This is a genomic window from Mycobacterium hubeiense, from assembly GCF_002838065.1.
Lineage (GTDB): Bacteria > Actinomycetota > Actinomycetes > Mycobacteriales > Mycobacteriaceae > Mycobacterium > Mycobacterium hubeiense.
Window position 1 is genome coordinate 1 of the sequence record NZ_PIZU01000066.1, and the last position, 16,653, is coordinate 16,653.

The following is a 16,653-nucleotide window of genomic DNA, read 5'->3' on the forward strand; positions in this document are numbered from 1 at the left end:
AGGGGGCGGGTGCCTCAACCCAGGTTGGCAGAGAGGGCCATCGCCACCGCCATCGCGGGCGGCGATGACCTAGCACTGAATGCGGCGCTGGGCGCCTTCATCAGTGGGCCTCAGTACGTCATCGATCCGCTCGGCTTCGCCGCCGACGACGTGCTGCCGCCGCCGATCGGTGGAGACCCCTCAGAGGACCCGACGGATATGTACGGCAGTGAAATCTCCAAGTTCCGCGCGGACGTGATGCTCGCGGCACGGGACGACGTGCGGGAGGCCGTGCGCGACACGCTCGGCATCGGTCCAGAAACTCAGCCGGACGGTAACGAGGTCACGGGGATCTATCTCGCCGCCCGGCTCGCCGGCGGGCTCGCGGAATCCGGATTCCGCGCAGCCAGCGGCGCCGCCATGGCGCCCCTGGGCCTGCTGGCCATCGCCGATGCGCTGGCCAACCAGGACAACGAAGCCCTCTATGTCGCGATCCGCCAGTACATCGACGCTCCGCTGTGGGCGGCCGACCCGACGATCTTCGCTGCCGACGACGTGCTGCCCGAGCCGTGGGGCGGAGACCCCGACAACGACCCGACCTCGCAAGGCGAGAGCGCGGTGACCGCGTTCCGCAACGATGTCCTGTGGAACGGCACCAGGACCGTGCGCACTGCCGTTGCCGATGTCCTCGGCGTCGACCCTGACCTCGACCAGGGCGATCTCACGTCGTCGGCGCAGTCAAATGCGAGCGCGCGACTGGCGAGCGGCGCCGGTGAGGCCGAAACCAACGAGGCCGCGGCCGGAGCGACGAGATCCGAGCGTCGCGGCGGCCCGGTCAGCCGGATCGTCAATTCGCTGAAGACCGATCCGAAGGCATCGAGCGGCAAGCACCGCACACCGTCGACCGGTCTGAGCGGCTTGTTCAAGCCGCGCAAGAAGGCCCAGGAAGACGCCGCCGACCACTCGGCCGCGACGGACGCCGACTCGAAGGGCGCGGCCACCGACTGATCGTCGTACAAATCGTCATCGCTCGATTGTTCTCCGACCTTGTGAGTGAGCAACGCCGCTGACCCGTGTCGATCGTCTACTTCGACAGCAGCGCATTCGTCAAACTTCTGGTTGAGGAAGACGGCAGCGACATCGCCGCGGCGCTATGGGATGGCTGTGACGCCGCGGTCTCTTCTCGGCTGGCGTACCCCGAGGTGGGCGCGGCGCTGGCGGCTGCCGACCGCGCCCACCGCTCGAGCGCCAAAGAGCACCGCCAGGCGCAGACGATGTGGGACGACTATTGGGCAGCCACTCGGGCGGTGCAGCTGACCGAGACCGTCGCGCAGCACGCCGGGCACTGGGCGACGGCACACGCACTGCGTGGCGCCGATGCGGTCCACCTCGCCAGCGTTCTCGCTGTGGGGGTCGACGACACCGTTTTCGCCGTATGGGACGAGGGGCGACGCGCCGCCGCGCGCCAGGCCGCCGTCCGGCTGGCGCCAAACCTGTAGCCGTGCTAGCCGCGTGCTTTGGCCCGCGCCTTCGCCCGTAGGCGTTGGGCCGCAACGAGTTCGACTTTGCGCACCCGCACCACCTCCGGCGTCACCTCCACACACTCGTCCTCGGCGCAGAACTCCATCGCCTGTTCGAGCGTCAGCTCCAGCGGCTTGGCCAGCGTTTCCATCACGTCGGCCGTCGAGGAGCGGATGTTCGTCAACTTCTTCTCACGGGTGACGTTGATGTCGAGATCCTCGGCGCGCGGATTGATACCCACCACCATGCCCTCGTAGGTCTCGTCGCCCGGCTCGACGAAAAACGTTCCGCGGTCGGCCAATTGGATCATCGCGTACGCCGTCACCACGCCGGACCGGTCGGACACCAGCGAGCCGGTGTGCCGGGCCCGGATCTCCCCCGCCCAGGGTCGATAGCCGTCGAACACCGCGTTCGCGATACCGGTGCCCCGTGTCTCGGTGAGGAAATCCGTGCGGAACCCGATCAATCCGCGGCTCGGCACGATGAAGTCCATCCGCACCCAGCCCGCCGCGTGGTTCGCCATCTCCTCCATGCGGCCTTTGCGCGCGGCCATCAATTGCGTGATGGCGCCGACGAATTCCTCCGGGCAGTCGATGGTCAATGCCTCGAACGGCTCATGCAGCTTGCCGTCAATCGTCTTGGTCACCACCTGCGGCTTGCCGACCGTCAGCTCGAAGCCTTCCCGGCGCATCTGCTCCACCAGCACCGCCAGCGCCAGCTCGCCGCGGCCCTGCACCTCCCAGGCGTCGGGCCGGCCGATGTCGACCACCCGGATCGAGACGTTGCCCACGAGTTCCTGATCCAGCCGCGACCGCACCATCCGCGCGGTCAGCTTGTGCCCGGATACCTTGCCCGCCAACGGCGATGTGTTGGTGCCGATGGTCACCGAGATCGCCGGCTCGTCGACGGTGATCCGCGGCAGTGCATGCGCGTGATCCGGGTCAGCCAACGTGTCGCCAATCATGATGTCCGGCAGCCCGGCCACCGCCACGATGTCTCCGGCGACCGCTTCGTCCGTCGGATTGCGGTCCACCCCAACGGTGGCCAGCAGTTCGGTGATCTTCGCCGGATCGATCACCGGTGAGCCGTCGACTTGGCGCATCCACGCCACCTGCTGGCCCTTGCGCAGCCGGCCGTTGTAGATGCGGATCAGCGCCAACCGGCCCAGGAACGGCGACGCGTCGAGGTTGGTCACCAGCGCCTGCAGCGGCGCCTCCGGATCGCCCGACGGCGCCGGAATGTGTTCCAGCAGTACATCGAACAGCGGATCCAGATTGTCGCCGTCGGGAATCTGCCCGTTGGCCGGCTGCGTCGTCGACGCCACCCCGGCGCGCCCGGACGCGAACAGCGTCGGCAGCCCCAGCGCGTGCTCGGCCGCGGCTTGCGCCTCGTCGTCCAGATCCGAGGCGACATCCAAAAGCAGGTCGTGGCTGGCCTCGACGACCTCGGCGATGCGCGCGTCGGGCCGGTCGGTTTTGTTGACGACGAGGATCACCGGCAGATGCGCGGCCAGCGCCTTGCGCAGCACGAACCGGGTCTGCGGCAGCGGGCCCTCGGAGGCGTCGACCAGCAGCAGCACCCCGTCGACCATCGACAGTCCGCGCTCCACCTCACCACCGAAGTCGGCGTGGCCCGGGGTGTCGATCACGTTGATCACGGTCACGCTGCCGTCCGGGTGATGACGGTGCACGGCCGTGTTCTTGGCCAGGATCGTGATGCCCTTTTCCCGTTCGAGATCGCCGGAGTCCATCAAGCGGTCGACGACGTCGTCACCGCGATGGGTCAACGCACCCGACTGCCGCAGCATCGCGTCGACTAGGGTCGTTTTGCCGTGGTCGACGTGGGCGACGATGGCGACGTTCCGGAAATCCACCTGGTGATTCTGGCAGCCTGAGGCCCCAATCCTGAAAACGAGGACGTTGAAGCACACCAAGCTCGCCGGGCTGAAGCCGAAGAAGAAGTGCTGCCGCAGCGATCCGCGGTGCAAGCGATGCCCGGTGGTGATCTCCAAGGTCCGCAAGGCTGAACGCGACGGACTACGCGGTAAACAGCTGGCGAAGGTCTTCAAGCACGCCCGACGCCGCTGAGCCGGGGTCCCGCCGTCGAGTATCGCGTTACGATAGTTTTGGCAGCGAATCGTGTTGGAGGTCACCCGACATGACGGTCTACGAAATTCTCACGATCGCCCTCATCGGCGTGCTCGCCGCGGCCGCCACAACCGCCATTTGGCTCGGATTGGTGCGGTGGGCCGGCCAGTGCGGGCCGGCCGGCCACGAATGGGCGCTGCGGGCGCAGCAGTTGCAGGAACGGATGCCTCGATCGCACACCCACCACGCCGTCTAGGAGCCGTGCAGCTGCGCGTCGAGGCGTTTGACTTCTTCCAAATGCATTGCGGTGAGCGACTCCAGCCGCCGTGCGCCCTCGGCCGTCAGCCCGAGCCGCACCACCCGGTTGTCGTCGGTGTCGCGGACACGTTGGACGAAGCCCGCCGCCTCCGTGCGCGCCACCAACTCGCCCGCGCTGTGATGGCGCAGTAGAAGGTAGTCGGCGGCCTCGCCGATGGTCGGCCCGCGGCGGTCGGAGTGTCCGCGAATGGCGAGCATCAACTGGTGTTGCATCGGGGTCAGCCCCGCGGATTGCGCCTGTACCGCGCTCCACCGCTCGAACTGGCGCAGCGCCGTGCGCAGCGTCAGCAACCGCGCGTACACGTCGTCGGGCAAACCCACGTCAGTACCTTATGCCGGGCGTCGCCGCGATACGCGCATGCCGTTCGCCACCCCACGTCGCGAGGCAGGCCGCAACCTGAGAGACTGGTGTTAGAGGGGAGTATTCCTTCGCCGCGGTGTCGTCATCACGTCGGCCGTCATCGGACGACCGGCGCCGCGGGCCGCGGTGTTGGTGGAAGAGACCTCTGGCGTTTTGGCGACCGGAGGATTCTGCATGCAGGTAACCCAACTCGAGTGGATCATCACCCTGACGGTGACGATCGCTGTCCTTATCTTCGACGTGGTGGTGATCGGCCGTCGGCCACACGAGCCGAGCGTGCGCGAATGCTCGATCTATCTCTCGATCTATGTGAGTCTGGCGGTGCTGTTCGGGCTCTGGGTCTGGTACTTCCACGGCGGGCAGTTCGGGCTGGAGTTCTTCGCCGGGTGGTTGACCGAGTACAGCTTGTCCGTCGACAACCTGTTCATCTTCATCATCATCATGGCGAGCTTCAACGTGCCCCGGCAGTATCAGCAGCAGGCGCTGCTGGTGGGCATCATCCTCGCGCTGATCTTCCGCGGCATTTTCATCGCGCTGGGCGCGGTGGCGATCAACCAGTTCTCGTGGGTGTTCTACATCTTCGGGGCGTTTTTGGTGTACACGGCGTTCAACCTGGCCCGCGACACCTCGCATGAGGACGACGCCGAGAACGCGGTGGTCCGGTTCGCCCGCCGCCACCTGCAACTCACCGACAAGTGGGATGGGCTCAAGCTGTGGGTGAAGGACAACGGCAAGCGCCTCATGACGCCTATGTTCTTGGTGATCGTGGCGTTGGCGACGACGGATCTGATCTTTGCGCTGGACTCGATCCCCGCCATTTACGGGCTCACCCAGGAGCCGTATCTGGTGTTCACCGCGAACGTGTTCGCGTTGATGGGTCTGCGCCAGCTGTACTTCCTGCTGGGCGATCTGCTCAAGCGGCTGGTGTACCTGTCGCAGGGGTTGGCGTTCATCCTGCTGTTCATCGGCGTGAAGCTGATCCTGCACGCGCTGCACGAGAACGAGCTGCCGTTCATCAACAACGGCGAGCACGTCAACGTGCCGGAGATCCCGACGCTGTGGAGCCTCGCGGTGATTGTCGTGACCCTGTTGATCACGATGGTGGCGAGCCTGTGGAAGACGCGGGTGTCCGATCAGGCGGCAGCGGCCTCGCAGGAGGAAGCCGAACCGGACAAGTTAGGCGAGCAGACGCGCTAGCTCGCCCAGCCAGGCCTTGTCGGCGGGCACCCAGGCCAAGGCGTCGAGTTCGTCGTGCGTCACCCAGCGCAGCGCGCGGTGGTCGTTGGGATGCAGCGTGCCGCCGGTCTGAGTGACGAGGTAGGCGCGCAAGGTCGTCGTCTCGGTGAGCTTGACGTCTACGCCGATCTGGTTGCCCACCGTGACGTCGACGCCGAGTTCCTCGTGCAGTTCGCGCGCCAGCGCAGCTTTGTCGCTCTCCCCCGGTGAGACCTTGCCGCCGGGTAGCTCCCACAGGCCGGCCAGCTCGGGTGGGCGGGCGCGCTGGGCGACCAGCAGCGACGCGCCCTCGATGAGGGCGCCCGCGACGACGATCTGCTTTGACACTGGCTGCGACGGTATACCGTCGGAACCATGGCTGTGTTAACGGACGAAGAAGTGGATGCCGCACTGCCCGAGCTCACCGGTTGGGAGCGCGCCGAGGGCGTCATCCGCCGCTCGATCAAGTTCCCGTCGTTCATGGACGGCATCGACGCGGTGCGCCGAGTGGCCGAGCGCGCGGAAGAGAAGGACCATCATCCTGACATCGATATCCGTTGGCGGACAGTGACTTTCGCATTAGTCACGCACTCCGTCGGCGGTATCACGGAGAACGATCTGGCGATGGCTCGGGAGATAAACGAGATCGTCGGCGAGTAGACGCGATCCACGCCAACGTCGCCAGCGTCGCGACGATGTAGATCAGCCCGGCCCACGCGAGATACCACGGCCGGCTGATCTCCCAGATGGTCGGCTGCGCGAAGCTGAGCAGCCACGGCACGCCGACGAGCGTGAGGCCAAGCCAGCCCCAGCCGAGGATGCGCGCGCCGAGCAGTTCCCGCAGCGGCCCGTGCAACAGCCAAATCATCAGCGGGATCAGCCAAACCCAGTGGTGCGTCCAGGAAATCGGCGACAGCAGCAGCCCGAAGAGCTGCACGACGACGATGCCGCCCAGCAGGTCGTCGTCGTCGACTGCGCGCCACGCCATCAGAGCCAGCACCGCGGTGACGACGATCGCGGCCACCACCAGCGGGCCGTATCCGGCGTCATGGCCGAGGATGCGCGAAATGCCGCCTCGCCACGACTGATTGAACGACGTGCCGATGGGGCCCACACGGTCGGCGTCGCCCAGCAATTCGGTGAAGTAGTAACGGGTTTGGTCGCCGATCACCACGGCGGACACCGCGATCGTGCCGAAGAACACTGCGGCCGAGAACACGACGGTGGCCCAGCGTCGCTTACCGAGGAAGTACAGCCCCGAGACCGCGGGTGTCAGCTTCACCCCGGCGGCAAGTCCGACCAATAGCCCAGAGAGCCACCACCGCGTGCTGTAGACGGCGTACAGCACGGCGAGTACGAGCAGCACGTTGATCTGCCCGTAGTCGAATGTGCTGCGCAGCGGTTCGATCCAGATGCCGACGGCGGTCCACAGCATGGCGATTCCACGGTCGGTTTGTCCGAGCAGCCTTTGGCTCAGACGCACCACGCCGTACAGCGCAGCGATGATGCCGAGCTGCCATGCGAACGCCACTACGCCGAACGGCAAGAGGTGCAACGGGTAGAAGACGACAGCCGCAAACGGTGGATAGGTGAACGGCAGCGGGAAGTCGGGCGTCTGCTCGGCGTAGACGTAGTCGTAAAGCGCGCCCGGGTCATCGAGTGCGCCGGCGCCGCCGACGTAGACGTGCAGGTCGACGAAGTTGGCGCCGTTGGGCACCAGGTAGGTCCACGCCAGGCGCGCCGCGATGCTGAGCGCCAGCAACAGCGGCGCCACGGTCACCAGTCGAGATGGTGTCCGCGGTGTGGGGGTAGCTGTTGTCGCGCTTATTTCATCGAGAGTAGCGGCCGGTCACCGTATCCCTTCGCGTCCGTAACGGTTGCATAAACGCCACACGTGTCACTTGAGTAACACCAGTAACTCCGTAGCTTCGTGCGCAGGCGTGCCGTCAACCGATTGGGAGAACCATGAAGCGCACCAGAAAAGTCTTGGCCACCAGCTTGCTTGCCGCCGCGGGCGCGATACCGGTTGCGCTGGTGCTCAGCGCGTCGGCCGCGGCCGATCCGGCCACGACACCGACCAACCCGGGCGCGCCGCGCCTGCCCGTCGAGCAGTTGGCCAACGCCCCGCAGCTGCTGCAGAGTGTCGCTTCGGCCCTGACCGGGGCTCCGGCGACCCCGCCGACGCCGCAGCCGACGGCCAGCGCGCAACTGACTTTGCCGCAGGCGCCGGCCGCGACCGCGCCGAGTTCATTGACGCCGGCGACGCTGCCGGCAACCACCGCCCCTGCCGCAACCGCACCCGGATCGATGGTGCCCGAGGCCGACGTCACCATCCCGGACGTGCCGTTCCTGCCGGTGCCGTTGCCGCAGCAGTTGTCCTTCCCCGGCGACCTGGCAGCGTTGATGCCCGCAGGCACTCCGCTGGCCAGCCTGGCGCCGAAACCGGCTGCGCCGGTGAGCGCACCGACCGTGGCTACCGCGCCCGCAGCGCCTGCGGCGTCCAGTGCGGCCGGTCTGGCTCCGGTGCTGCTGCCGATCGCCGGCCTGCCGTGATGCGCAGGACGCTCACCACCGCGGTCGCCGCCGCGTCGTCGGCGGCGTTGTTGATGGGCAACGGGATCGCCAACGCCGAACCGGCGCCGCTGCCGATCGACGGGTTGCAGGCGCCGGGTCTGCCGGCGGTGCAAAGCCTGAGCCCGGCGATTCAGCAGGCCGCGGCCGACCCGACGAGTGCGGCGTCGCTGCTGATGGCCGCCGCGGCGGCGTTCACCGGTAATTCGGCGGCGCCCGCAGATTCGCGCAACGTCGCGACGGCAGTCAACCAGTTCGTCGCCGATCCTCCCGCCGCACCGCCGGCACCGGTTGCGCATGTGCCGGCCGCCGGCGCGGGCGCCGATGCGCACCTGCCCGCGGGGGTGGACCCGGCGCATGCCGTCGGCCCTGCGCCCGAAGCGGTGCCGGCGGCCGCTCCGGCTCCTGCGCCTGAGGCCCCTCCTGCACCTGCACCCGAGGCGGCACCGGCGCCTGCACCTGCACCTGCACCTGAGGTGGTACCGGCGGCCGCGCCGGCACCACCGCCGGCTCCTGGCTTCGGCCCGGACAGCCCGCCAACGCAGGACTTCATGTACCCGTCGATCAGCAACGGTTGCTTGAAGGACGGCGGAAATGTTCTGGCGACAGCGATTTCGGTGGCCGGGCCCGCCAAGATCCCGACTCCGGGACCGGGTCCTGGCCAGACCGCGTATGTGTTCACCGCGGTCGGCACACCGGGGCCGGCGGCCGAGCAGAAGCTGCCGCTGAATGTCACATGGGTCAACTTGACCACCGGCAAGTCGGGCAGCGCGACGCTCAAGCCGCGACCGGATATCAACCCCGAGGGTCCGACGACGTTGACCGCGATCGTCGACACCGGCTCAGGCAGCATCATGTCGACGATCTTCGGCCAGGTGACCACTACCGAGAAGCAGTGTCAGTTCATGCCGACCATCGGCTCGACGGTGGTGCCGTAACCCGCGCCATTTCGCGGGCCGTCAGTAGGCCATGAACAGGATGGCGTCGCGGTCGTACTCCCGGCCGGGATGTGCTTCGGACAGGTGGGCTTGGGCCTTCTCGACGAGATCGTCCTCGTCCTTGCCGACGATCGACTCGCCGCACGGGCAGTTCAGGTGTGTCTTCATATGTTCACCATGGCATACGTCGCAAGATGTGGGCCATGGAGCTGTATGACGTCATGCGCACGACGGCCGCGGTCCGCGAGTACACCGACGACCCACTGCCCGACGACGTGGTCGAACGCATCCTCGACAACGCCCGGTTTGCGCCCAGCGGCGGCAACCGGCAAGGCACACGGGTGATCGTCGTCCGGGACACGCAGACGCGCGAGGCGTTGATCGAGCTGGCGATTCCGGGCACCCGGCGCTACATCGCGCAGCTGCGCAACGGCGAACGGCCGTGGAATCCGTTGGAGCCCATGCGAGTTACTGCCGAGCAGGTGGCGGCGACGGAGGTGCCATCGCGGTCGCCGTTGCGCGACGCGGCGGTGGTGCTGGTGGTCTGCGTGGACCTCGGCGCCGTCGCGGCGTTCGATCAGGACCTCGCCCGCATCGGCGTCATCGCGGGCGCGTCGGTGTACCCGTTCGTGTGGAACATCCTGCTGGCCGCGCGCAACGAGGGCTACGGCGGTGTGCTCACCACCGCGGTGGTGGCCGAGGAGCCTCGCGCCAAGGAGCTGTTGGGCATCCCCGAAAACTATGCGATCGCCGCGGTGTTGCCGTTGGGCAAGCCGGTGCGTCAGCTGAGGAAGCTCAACCGCAAGCCGGTCGCCGAGATCGCCACTCGCGAGCGCTTCGACGGGGCGTCGTTCGGGTCATAGATTTCGAGCGCTCAGCCACGAGTCGATCCGCTCGGCCACATCCGCCCATTTCGGTTCGAGCATCATGTCGTGTCCGATCGCCGGGAACACCTGCGCCTGCGTGCCGTACGCGCGGGCCGTCGCCGCCACCTCGTCGGCAAGGATGCACGGGTCCTCGTCGGCGCCCAAGACGAGTAGCGGCGTCCTCACCCGCGCCGGGTCCGGCGGCTTCCGCATCGCATCGAACCCGACCCGCTGACTTTCATTGCCGAGCAGCGCGGCGTAGCGCACGACGTCGGACTCCGGCGTGCCCGCGGAGAAGAACATCTGGCGCGCAACGGCCGGGGTGTTGAAGCCGTGCAGTGCGTTGCCCGTGACGACACTGCGCAACGTCAGCCACGGGTAGCGCCGGATCAGGCGTCCCGTGAACGCGCGGGCTCCCGCCTGGGGCGTCGACGCCATCAACACAGCAGCGGGCGCCTCATGACGCTCGAGGTACTTCTGCACGATGAAGCCGCCCATCGAGTGGCCGATCAGAACAGGCGACACGGGCAAGCTGCTCGCGACCGATTCGACGTCTTCGACATAGTCGGCGAGCGAACAGAACCGCAATCGCTTTACCGGACTTCGACCATGGCCGCGCAGGCTGACCGCCAACGCGCGGTAGCCCTGCTCGGCGAAATAGTCGAGGAAGTTCTCCCAGCACCATGCGGCGTGAAAAGCACCATGAACAAAGAGCAGCGGCGCGGGATGCCGGTCGGTGCATTGCCCCTTTTCAAGAACCTCGAGTTCGTCGCGCATGGTTCGCAGTGTGCTGGACAGGCAGAAAGTTGCCATGCGTATTGCGATACTCCAATGTCGACGTCCGGTAACAGTTCGGCAGTTAGCCAGTATCGCTGGCGCTCCCCCTATTCCCCTGATCACGCGTGCCATGCGACCGTGAGTACGTGAGCTGCACGCTGGGCTATGCCACAGCCGGCACCGTCGAGCAGAGCCTCGACGGTCAGCTCGCGGCTTTGACCGCCGCGGGTGTTGACCCGCGACGGGTGTTCACCGACAAACTGTCCGACTCCGCCGACCGGGTCCGCGCGGGACTCTTCGCCATGCTGAGCTACGCCCGCTCCGGTGACACGGTCATCGTTGTCGCGCTGGACAAACTCGGCCGCTCGGCCACCGAGGTGACGCGCACCATCGCCGACTTCTCCGAGCGCGGGATCCGGCTGCGCACACTGAAAGAGGGCCTGGACACCGGCACCTCGACCGGACGCGTCGTCGCGGGCATCATGTCGACATTGGCCCGGCTCGACGCGCAACCGGACCGCTGCCGCTTGCCGTAACGCTACGGCGGAAAATCGCGCCGGCGCCTCAAATCGCCATAGCGTTACGGAAACTCAGCCCTTCTTCGCCGCGGCCTTCATCTGCTTCTTGTACGAGCGCACCTTCTCCAACGAGCCGGGGTCGACGACGTCGGCCACCGAAAGGAACGCCCCCTCCTGTCCGTAGGCGCCGGCCGCCTCGCGCCAGCCGTCCGGCGTCACGCCGTACTGCTTGCCCAGCAACGCGAGGAAGATCTTGGCCTTCTGCTCGCCGAAGCCCGGCAGCGCCTTCAGCCGTCGCAACACCTCGGCCCCGTCCGGCTCGCCGGCCGTCCACAGTGCGGCGGCGTCACCGTCGTAGCGGTCCACGATGATCTGTGCCAGCGCCTGGATCCTCTTGGCCATCGATCCCGGGAACCGGTGTATCGCAGGCGTTTTTGAACACAGCGCGGCGAACTCGTCGGGGTCGTAGTCGGCGATCTCGCGCGCGTCCACACCACCGATCCGGTCGGCGATCTTCTTCGGCCCGGCGAACGCCGCCTCCATGGGGTACTGCTGATCCAGAAGCATCCCCACCAACAATGCGAACGGATTGGATTCCAACAGCGCGTCAGCTTCGGGATCTTGCACTAGCTGCAGTTTCGCCATCAGCTCAGTTTAATTTGTCCGGATCTCGGGGGTATGGGGAGCCGATCTCTATTAGCGTCAGCCCAGAGCCGGTCCACGCAGTCGAGCGTTCAGGAGTCCAGCATGTCCGACACCGAAACTCACCCTGAGTATCTGGCAGTACAGGTCAGCCCGGAGTTCCAGGAGCTGCGAAGCAGGTTGCGCCGCTTCGTCTTCCCGATGAGCGCGTTGTTTCTCATCTGGTACTTCGCCTACGTGCTGCTCAGCGTGTTCGCCACCGATTTCATGGCGATCAAGGTGTGGGGCAACATCAACGTCGGCCTGCTGATCGGTCTCGGCCAGTTCGTCTCCACCTTCGTCATCACCGGCCTCTACGTCCGATTTGCCAACCGCGAGCTCGACCCGCGCGCAGAGAAGATCCGCCACGAGCTGGAAGGCGCCCAGTGACCGTCCTCGCCGCCGACGGTGCCGTCGGCAACCCCGTCGCCAATATCGGCATCTTCGCGCTGTTCGTCGCCGTCACGCTCTACATCGTCATCCGCGCCAGCAAACGCAACGCCACCGCGGCCGAGTTCTTCACCGCGGGCCGCGCATTCACCGGCCCGCAGAACGGCATCGCCATCTCCGGTGACTACCTGTCGGCGGCCAGTTTTCTCGGCATCGCCGGCGCCATTGCGGTGTACGGCTATGACGGCTTCCTGTATTCGATCGGCTTCCTCGTCGCGTGGCTGGTTGCCCTGCTGCTGGTCGCCGAATTGCTCAGGAACACAGGCAAATTCACGATGGCCGACGTGCTCAGCTTCCGGCTGAAGCAACGGCCGGTGCGGATGGCGGCGGCCACCACCACGCTGGCGGTGTGCCTGTTCTACCTGCTCGCGCAGATGGCCGGCGCCGGCGGCTTGGTCGCCCTGCTGCTCAACGTCACCGGCGATCTTGGCCAAGCCGTGGTCATCGCCGTCGTGGGTCTGCTGATGATCCTCTATGTACTGATCGGCGGCATGAAGGGCACCACCTGGGTGCAGATCATCAAGGCCGTCCTGCTCATTGGCGGCGCCGGCCTCATGACGGTGATGGTGCTGCTCAAGTTCGGTGTGAACTTCTCGGAGATCCTCGGCGCGGCGCAGACGGCGGTGTCCGGGTCGGCCAACGAGGCTGTCGCCAGCCGTGACGTGCTGGCCCCCGGCGCCCAGTACGGCGCCTCACTGACGTCGCAGATCAACTTCATCTCACTGGCGATCGCGCTGGTGCTCGGCACCGCCGGCCTGCCGCACGTGTTGATGCGGTTCTACACGGTGCCGTCGGCGAAAGAGGCCCGCCGCTCGGTCGTGTGGGCGATCGTGCTGATCGGCGCCTTCTACCTGTTCACCCTGGCGCTGGGCTACGGCGCGGCGGCACTCGTCGGGCCCGACACCATCCTCGCGGCGCCCGGCGCGCAGAACTCCGCTGCGCCGCTGCTGGCGTTCGAACTCGGCGGCGTCATCCTGCTCGGCATCATCTCGGCGGTGGCGTTCGCCACGATCCTCGCCGTGGTCGCGGGCCTAACCATCACGGCGGCAACATCATTCGCGCACGACATCTACGCCAGCGTGATCCACAGCCACCGGGTCACCGAGGACGAACAAGTGCGGGTGTCCCGCATCACCGTCGTGGTGCTCGGCGTCTTCGCGATTGGCCTGGGCATCCTCGCCGCCGAGCAGAACATCGCGTTCCTGGTCGCGCTGGCGTTCGCGGTGGCCGCGGCGGCCAACCTCCCGACGATCCTGTATTCGCTGTACTGGCCGCGGTTCAACACCCGCGGCGCGCTGTGGAGCATGTACGGCGGGCTGATCTCGACGATCGTGCTGATCGTCTTCTCCCCCGCGGTATCCGGGGCGAAGAGCGCAATGCTGCCGAACGTCGACTTCGCCTGGTTCCCGTTGGCCAATCCGGGCATCGTGTCGATTCCGCTGGCGTTCGTGTTGGGCATCGTCGGCACGCTGACGTCGCCTAACGATCGTGGCAACGCGGAGATCGCCGCCGAGATGGAGGTGCGCTCGCTCACCGGCGTGGGCGCGGAGAAGGCCGTCGCGCACTGATCTAGCCTCGGACCGTGCGTCGGGCTGTGGCTTTCGGTCTGCTGGCCTACGCATTCGCCGCGATCATGGTCGGCACGACGATGCCGACGCCGATGTATGCGCTGTACGCCGAGCGCATGCACTTCGCGGTGCTGACCACGACGGTCATCTACGCGACCTACGCCGGCGGAGTGTTGTTCGCGCTGTTGGTGTTCGGTCGCTGGTCGGACGCGATCGGCCGACGGCCGGTGTTGTTGGCCGGCGTGGCGTGCGCGATGGCCAGCGCGGCGGTGTTCCTGGCCGCCGACTCGGTGCCACAACTGCTCGTCGGCCGGGTGCTGTCGGGGTTGTCGGCCGGCATTTTCACGGGGACGGCGACGGCGGCGGTCATCGAAGCGGCGCCGCCGAACTGGCGTAGCCGCGCCGCTGCGGTCGCGACCGTCGCCAATATCGGAGGCCTGGGCACCGGGCCGATGCTTGCCGGTCTGCTGGTGCAGTACGCACCCGCGCCGCTGCACCTGAGCTTCGTCGTGCACATCGTGATGGCGGTGCTGGCGGGCGCCGCGGTGCTCATCGCGCCGGAGACGTCGCCGCGTGCCAGCAGCATCGGGGTGCAAAGGCTTTCGGTGCCCGCCGAGGTACGCAGCGTTTTCGCCATCGCCGCGCTCGCCGCGTTCGCGGGCTTTGCGGTGACGGGGTTGTTCGCGGCGGTGGCGCCGTCGTTCCTCGCTGACGTCGTCGGCATCGGCAACCACGCGGTGGCCGGGGCGATCGCAGGCTCCATCTTCGCCGCGTCGGCGGTGGCGCAGATCGCAGCGCGGAACATGCCACCTCCGCGCGCCGTGGCGATTGGCTGCGCAATCCTGGTCGCGGGCATGGTGATTCTCGCTGTCGCGCTTGCGCTTTCATCACTGGCGGGTCTGCTCGCCGCCGCCGTGGTAGCCGGCGTCGGGCAGGGCATCAGTTTCAGCCGCGGGCTGGCCGCCGTCGCCGAGAAGTCGCCGCCGGACCGTCGCGCCGAGGTCGGTTCCACCTACTTCGTCATCGCCTACGTGGCCATTTCCCTGCCGGTGGTCGGGGAAGGCTTGGCGGCGCGGCACTGGGGATTGCGCACGGCGGGGGTGACGTTCGCGGTCGTCGTCGCGGTGCTGGCGCTGATCTGCCTGGTCGCGATCCTGGTGGAAGAAGCGCGGGAGTCCGCCACAGTTTGAGTGCTTCTACTCAGGACGCCGCGCCAGCACGCCAATAGCGTTGCCGCATGCCGATTGCACTGTTTCCCACGCCCGCTGAGGTCGCGGTCAACACGCCGGTCGAGCGCGACCGCGCCATCGACGTCATCCGCATCGTGTCGTTGGCCGGCGTGGTGGTGGGCCACACCGTCATGGCGACCAGCACGCTGCGCGACGGGGTGTTCATCTGGAGCAACCTGCTGGCGGAATCGCCGGTGCTGCAGGCGCTGACGTGGGTGTTCCAGATCATGCCGTTGTTCTTCTTCGCCGGAGTCGCGGCGTGCGTCGAATCGTGGAAACCCGATGAGAGCTGGGGCAATTGGCTGCTGCGGCGCTGCACCAGGCTGTACCGGCCGGTGTTCTACTACCTGGCGTTCTGGGCGGTGGCGCTGACGGCGCTGCGGCTGGTGTTGCCCGAACATGTCTACGAACCGATCGCCGGCATCAGCATTCAGCTGCTGTGGTTCCTCGGCGCCTATGTCCTGGTGCTGGCGGCGGTTCCGCTGCTGGCCAGCATCACCACCACGGGCCGACTGGTCGCCGCCGTCGCCGCAGCGTACGCGTTCATCGCGGGTGTGGACGCGATAAGGCTCAACGTCGAAGGGTTTTCGGCGCTGGGCTACCTGAACTTCGTCGTCTGGCTGATTCCCGGCATGCTCGCAGTGGCATACCGCCGCGGTCTGCTGGGCGGTCGCGCGGCCCTCGGCGTCGGTGCGGCCATGCTGGGCGTCAACCTGGCGCTGCTGTGGTGGGGCCCGTACGAGCTGAGCCTCGTCGGCATCGAGACCCAGCAGCTGAAGAACATGACGCCGCCGTCGCTGCTATTGGCCGGACACGCAATCATGATGTGCGCGTTTGCAATTGCCGCCGCCTCAGCGATCGCGCGGTGGGCGCAGCGGCCGCGGGTGTGGTGGCTGACGGCCATCGGCAACTCCGGCGCGATGACCCTGTACCTGTGGCACATCCCGCCGTTGCTGGGCATGCATCTGGTGTTCGACTACCTGGGCTATCCCCGTTTCGACCCCACCACGCCGGGGTTCGTCGTGCTGTCGGTGCTGCAGCTGGCGATCATGGCGGCCGCGGTGGCGCTGGCGTTCATCGCGCTGCGGCCGCTGGAGAACGACCCGCTGCCGCTGTGGGACGGCGGATTCGTCGCCTCGCCGGGCCCACGCAGTGCCGCCGTCGGCGCGCTGCTGTGCATCGCGGGCGCCGCGACTCTGGCGTCGGTCAGCTGGGGCCTCAAAGACCTGGGCCTATGGTGCGTCGCGGTGATGCTGGTGGCGCTGGTGGCCGCGCGCCGGGTGGCGAGCGAACGGCCATCCGCGCGAGCGTGAACTCAGTGCGAAAATCTGAGCTGAATCTCGCGGAGGATTCACGCTCGGGAAAAGCGCTTATCCGCTCTTGCGCCGGAATTCGCGGCGGTGCTCCGCCGGCCCGTGTGGAGATGGCTGTTTGGTGCCACCGTCCGCGTGCGAAGCGCCACCGCCGGCCTGCGCCTTCTTCCGCTCCAGCGCCTCCCGGAACTTGCGCTTGGTGTCGTCTTCCGGTTAATCAGCCATTGGTAGTCAGGGGCGCGGTGTCGGCAAGGCAGACCC

At 67.2% G+C, this 16,653-nt stretch carries 21 protein-coding genes and 1 pseudogene; 14 read left to right on the forward strand and 8 right to left on the reverse strand.

The features are described from left to right. Together CWS39_RS26810 and CWS39_RS26815 are read left to right on the forward strand one after the other, a co-directional pair. A partial coding sequence (locus CWS39_RS26810; RefSeq protein WP_233213715.1) for a hypothetical protein occupies positions 1 to 987 on the forward strand: 987 nt, incomplete at its 5' end. Between the two features lie 65 nt (positions 988 to 1,052). Then, entirely contained in the window at positions 1,053 to 1,478 is a 426-nt protein-coding gene (locus CWS39_RS26815) for a type II toxin-antitoxin system VapC family toxin (protein ID WP_102145894.1), read from the forward strand. Between the two features lie 5 nt (positions 1,479 to 1,483). Here CWS39_RS26815 and typA read toward each other — a convergent pair whose 3' ends face one another. Next, positions 1,484 to 3,373 carry a translational GTPase TypA gene (typA, locus tag CWS39_RS26820; RefSeq protein ID WP_102145895.1) on the reverse strand — a complete coding sequence of 630 codons (1,890 nt, stop codon included), beginning with the start codon at positions 3,371 to 3,373 and terminating at the stop codon, positions 1,484 to 1,486. A 46-nt stretch (positions 3,374 to 3,419) separates the two neighbouring features. On the opposite strand from typA, the gene CWS39_RS29335 reads away from it, so the two are divergent. Together CWS39_RS29335 and CWS39_RS26825 are read left to right on the forward strand one after the other, a co-directional pair. Next, positions 3,420 to 3,587, forward strand: a complete 168-nt coding sequence (locus CWS39_RS29335) for a hypothetical protein (RefSeq protein ID WP_199178319.1) — start codon at positions 3,420 to 3,422, stop codon at positions 3,585 to 3,587. A gap of 70 nt (positions 3,588 to 3,657) precedes the next feature. After that, entirely contained in the window at positions 3,658 to 3,843 is a 186-nt protein-coding gene (locus CWS39_RS26825) for a hypothetical protein (RefSeq protein ID WP_102145896.1), read from the forward strand. On the opposite strand, the gene CWS39_RS26830 is transcribed toward CWS39_RS26825, so the two are convergent. Further along, positions 3,840 to 4,226 (reverse strand): MarR family winged helix-turn-helix transcriptional regulator, encoded by a 387-nt coding sequence (locus tag CWS39_RS26830; protein WP_102145897.1) that lies wholly within the window; start codon positions 4,224 to 4,226, stop codon positions 3,840 to 3,842. The two genes, CWS39_RS26825 and CWS39_RS26830, sit on opposite strands and share 4 nt — an antisense overlap. A 214-nt stretch (positions 4,227 to 4,440) precedes the next feature. Between CWS39_RS26830 and CWS39_RS26835 the strand changes: the two genes are divergently transcribed. Continuing rightward, complete coding sequence (locus CWS39_RS26835; protein WP_102145909.1) at positions 4,441 to 5,463, forward strand: TerC family protein; 1,023 nt, start codon at positions 4,441 to 4,443, stop codon at positions 5,461 to 5,463. On the opposite strand, the gene CWS39_RS26840 is transcribed toward CWS39_RS26835, so the two are convergent. Further along, on the reverse strand, positions 5,443 to 5,829 hold the full coding sequence (locus CWS39_RS26840) for a (deoxy)nucleoside triphosphate pyrophosphohydrolase (RefSeq protein WP_102145898.1): 387 nt from the start codon (positions 5,827 to 5,829) through the stop codon (positions 5,443 to 5,445). The genes CWS39_RS26835 and CWS39_RS26840 overlap by 21 nt on opposite strands. A gap of 27 nt (positions 5,830 to 5,856) precedes the next feature. On the opposite strand from CWS39_RS26840, the gene CWS39_RS26845 reads away from it, so the two are divergent. After that, positions 5,857 to 6,141: a 4a-hydroxytetrahydrobiopterin dehydratase gene (locus CWS39_RS26845; protein WP_102145899.1), complete on the forward strand. Its 285-nt coding sequence runs from the start codon at positions 5,857 to 5,859 to the stop codon at positions 6,139 to 6,141. Here the strand turns inward: CWS39_RS26845 and CWS39_RS26850 are convergent. Then, positions 6,086 to 7,309, reverse strand: a complete 1,224-nt coding sequence (locus CWS39_RS26850) for a mannosyltransferase (RefSeq protein ID WP_102145900.1) — start codon at positions 7,307 to 7,309, stop codon at positions 6,086 to 6,088. The two genes, CWS39_RS26845 and CWS39_RS26850, sit on opposite strands and share 56 nt — an antisense overlap. A 137-nt stretch (positions 7,310 to 7,446) precedes the next feature. Between CWS39_RS26850 and CWS39_RS26855 the strand changes: the two genes are divergently transcribed. Continuing rightward, positions 7,447 to 8,034, forward strand: coding sequence for a hypothetical protein (locus CWS39_RS26855; RefSeq protein ID WP_102145901.1), 588 nt, complete (start codon positions 7,447 to 7,449; stop codon positions 8,032 to 8,034). Next, positions 8,034 to 8,990 (forward strand): Rv1157c family protein, encoded by a 957-nt coding sequence (locus CWS39_RS26860; RefSeq protein ID WP_102145902.1) that lies wholly within the window; start codon positions 8,034 to 8,036, stop codon positions 8,988 to 8,990. Before CWS39_RS26855 ends, CWS39_RS26860 begins: the two co-directional genes overlap by 1 nt. A gap of 21 nt (positions 8,991 to 9,011) precedes the next feature. Here CWS39_RS26860 and CWS39_RS26865 read toward each other — a convergent pair whose 3' ends face one another. Continuing rightward, the gene (locus CWS39_RS26865; protein WP_102145903.1) at positions 9,012 to 9,158 is read right to left on the reverse strand and encodes a DUF1059 domain-containing protein; all 147 of its coding nucleotides are present in this window, start codon (positions 9,156 to 9,158) and stop codon (positions 9,012 to 9,014) included. Between the two features lie 35 nt (positions 9,159 to 9,193). Between CWS39_RS26865 and CWS39_RS26870 the strand changes: the two genes are divergently transcribed. Next, positions 9,194 to 9,853 (forward strand): nitroreductase family protein, encoded by a 660-nt coding sequence (locus tag CWS39_RS26870; protein WP_102145904.1) that lies wholly within the window; start codon positions 9,194 to 9,196, stop codon positions 9,851 to 9,853. On the opposite strand, the gene CWS39_RS26875 is transcribed toward CWS39_RS26870, so the two are convergent. Continuing rightward, positions 9,848 to 10,633, reverse strand: a complete 786-nt coding sequence (locus CWS39_RS26875; RefSeq protein ID WP_102145910.1) for an alpha/beta hydrolase — start codon at positions 10,631 to 10,633, stop codon at positions 9,848 to 9,850. The two genes, CWS39_RS26870 and CWS39_RS26875, sit on opposite strands and share 6 nt — an antisense overlap. Before the next feature lie 146 nt (positions 10,634 to 10,779). Here CWS39_RS26875 and CWS39_RS26880 point away from each other — a divergent pair, with 146 nt between their 5' ends. Next, positions 10,780 to 11,169 carry a recombinase family protein gene (locus CWS39_RS26880; protein ID WP_102145911.1) on the forward strand — a complete coding sequence of 130 codons (390 nt, stop codon included), beginning with the start codon at positions 10,780 to 10,782 and terminating at the stop codon, positions 11,167 to 11,169. A gap of 54 nt (positions 11,170 to 11,223) precedes the next feature. Here CWS39_RS26880 and CWS39_RS26885 read toward each other — a convergent pair whose 3' ends face one another. Then, positions 11,224 to 11,796 (reverse strand): HhH-GPD-type base excision DNA repair protein, encoded by a 573-nt coding sequence (locus tag CWS39_RS26885; RefSeq protein WP_102145905.1) that lies wholly within the window; start codon positions 11,794 to 11,796, stop codon positions 11,224 to 11,226. A gap of 102 nt (positions 11,797 to 11,898) precedes the next feature. Here CWS39_RS26885 and CWS39_RS26890 point away from each other — a divergent pair, with 102 nt between their 5' ends. Genes CWS39_RS26890 through CWS39_RS26905 form a run of 4 tightly spaced genes read left to right on the forward strand, consistent with a single transcriptional unit; the run spans position 11,899 to position 16,392 of the window. Beyond that, a complete protein-coding gene (locus CWS39_RS26890; protein WP_102145906.1) occupies positions 11,899 to 12,222 on the forward strand; it encodes a DUF485 domain-containing protein in 324 nt (107 codons plus the stop codon). Beyond that, positions 12,219 to 13,850, forward strand: coding sequence for a solute symporter family protein (locus CWS39_RS26895; RefSeq protein WP_102145907.1), 1,632 nt, complete (start codon positions 12,219 to 12,221; stop codon positions 13,848 to 13,850). The genes CWS39_RS26890 and CWS39_RS26895 overlap by 4 nt, the downstream gene beginning before the upstream one ends. 14 nt (positions 13,851 to 13,864) lie before the next feature. Continuing rightward, complete coding sequence (locus CWS39_RS26900) at positions 13,865 to 15,040, forward strand: MFS transporter (protein ID WP_102145908.1); 1,176 nt, start codon at positions 13,865 to 13,867, stop codon at positions 15,038 to 15,040. Positions 15,041 to 15,087: 47 nt separating this feature from the next. Then, the gene (locus CWS39_RS26905) at positions 15,088 to 16,392 is read left to right on the forward strand and encodes an acyltransferase family protein (RefSeq protein WP_199178320.1); all 1,305 of its coding nucleotides are present in this window, start codon (positions 15,088 to 15,090) and stop codon (positions 16,390 to 16,392) included. A 57-nt stretch (positions 16,393 to 16,449) separates the two neighbouring features. Here CWS39_RS26905 and CWS39_RS29055 read toward each other — a convergent pair. After that, positions 16,450 to 16,605 (reverse strand): annotated as a pseudogene (locus CWS39_RS29055) (DUF5302 domain-containing protein); the annotation flags it as partial. Positions 16,606 to 16,653 lie beyond the last annotated feature (48 nt).

Coding starts and splice junctions, on each gene's coding strand:
- CWS39_RS26905 (WP_199178320.1), top strand. CDS start 15,088: ATGCCGATTGCACTGTTTCCCACGCCCGCTGAGGTCGCGGTCAACACG.
- CWS39_RS26860 (WP_102145902.1), top strand. CDS start 8,034: ATGCGCAGGACGCTCACCACCGCGGTCGCCGCCGCGTCGTCGGCGGCG.
- CWS39_RS26845 (WP_102145899.1), top strand. CDS start 5,857: ATGGCTGTGTTAACGGACGAAGAAGTGGATGCCGCACTGCCCGAGCTC.
- CWS39_RS26870 (WP_102145904.1), top strand. CDS start 9,194: ATGGAGCTGTATGACGTCATGCGCACGACGGCCGCGGTCCGCGAGTAC.
- CWS39_RS26885 (WP_102145905.1), bottom strand. CDS start 11,796: ATGGCGAAACTGCAGCTAGTGCAAGATCCCGAAGCTGACGCGCTGTTG.
- CWS39_RS26875 (WP_102145910.1), bottom strand. CDS start 10,633: ATGCGCGACGAACTCGAGGTTCTTGAAAAGGGGCAATGCACCGACCGG.
- CWS39_RS26890 (WP_102145906.1), top strand. CDS start 11,899: ATGTCCGACACCGAAACTCACCCTGAGTATCTGGCAGTACAGGTCAGC.
- CWS39_RS26865 (WP_102145903.1), bottom strand. CDS start 9,158: ATGAAGACACACCTGAACTGCCCGTGCGGCGAGTCGATCGTCGGCAAG.
- CWS39_RS26835 (WP_102145909.1), top strand. CDS start 4,441: ATGCAGGTAACCCAACTCGAGTGGATCATCACCCTGACGGTGACGATC.
- CWS39_RS26855 (WP_102145901.1), top strand. CDS start 7,447: ATGAAGCGCACCAGAAAAGTCTTGGCCACCAGCTTGCTTGCCGCCGCG.
- CWS39_RS26825 (WP_102145896.1), top strand. CDS start 3,658: ATGACGGTCTACGAAATTCTCACGATCGCCCTCATCGGCGTGCTCGCC.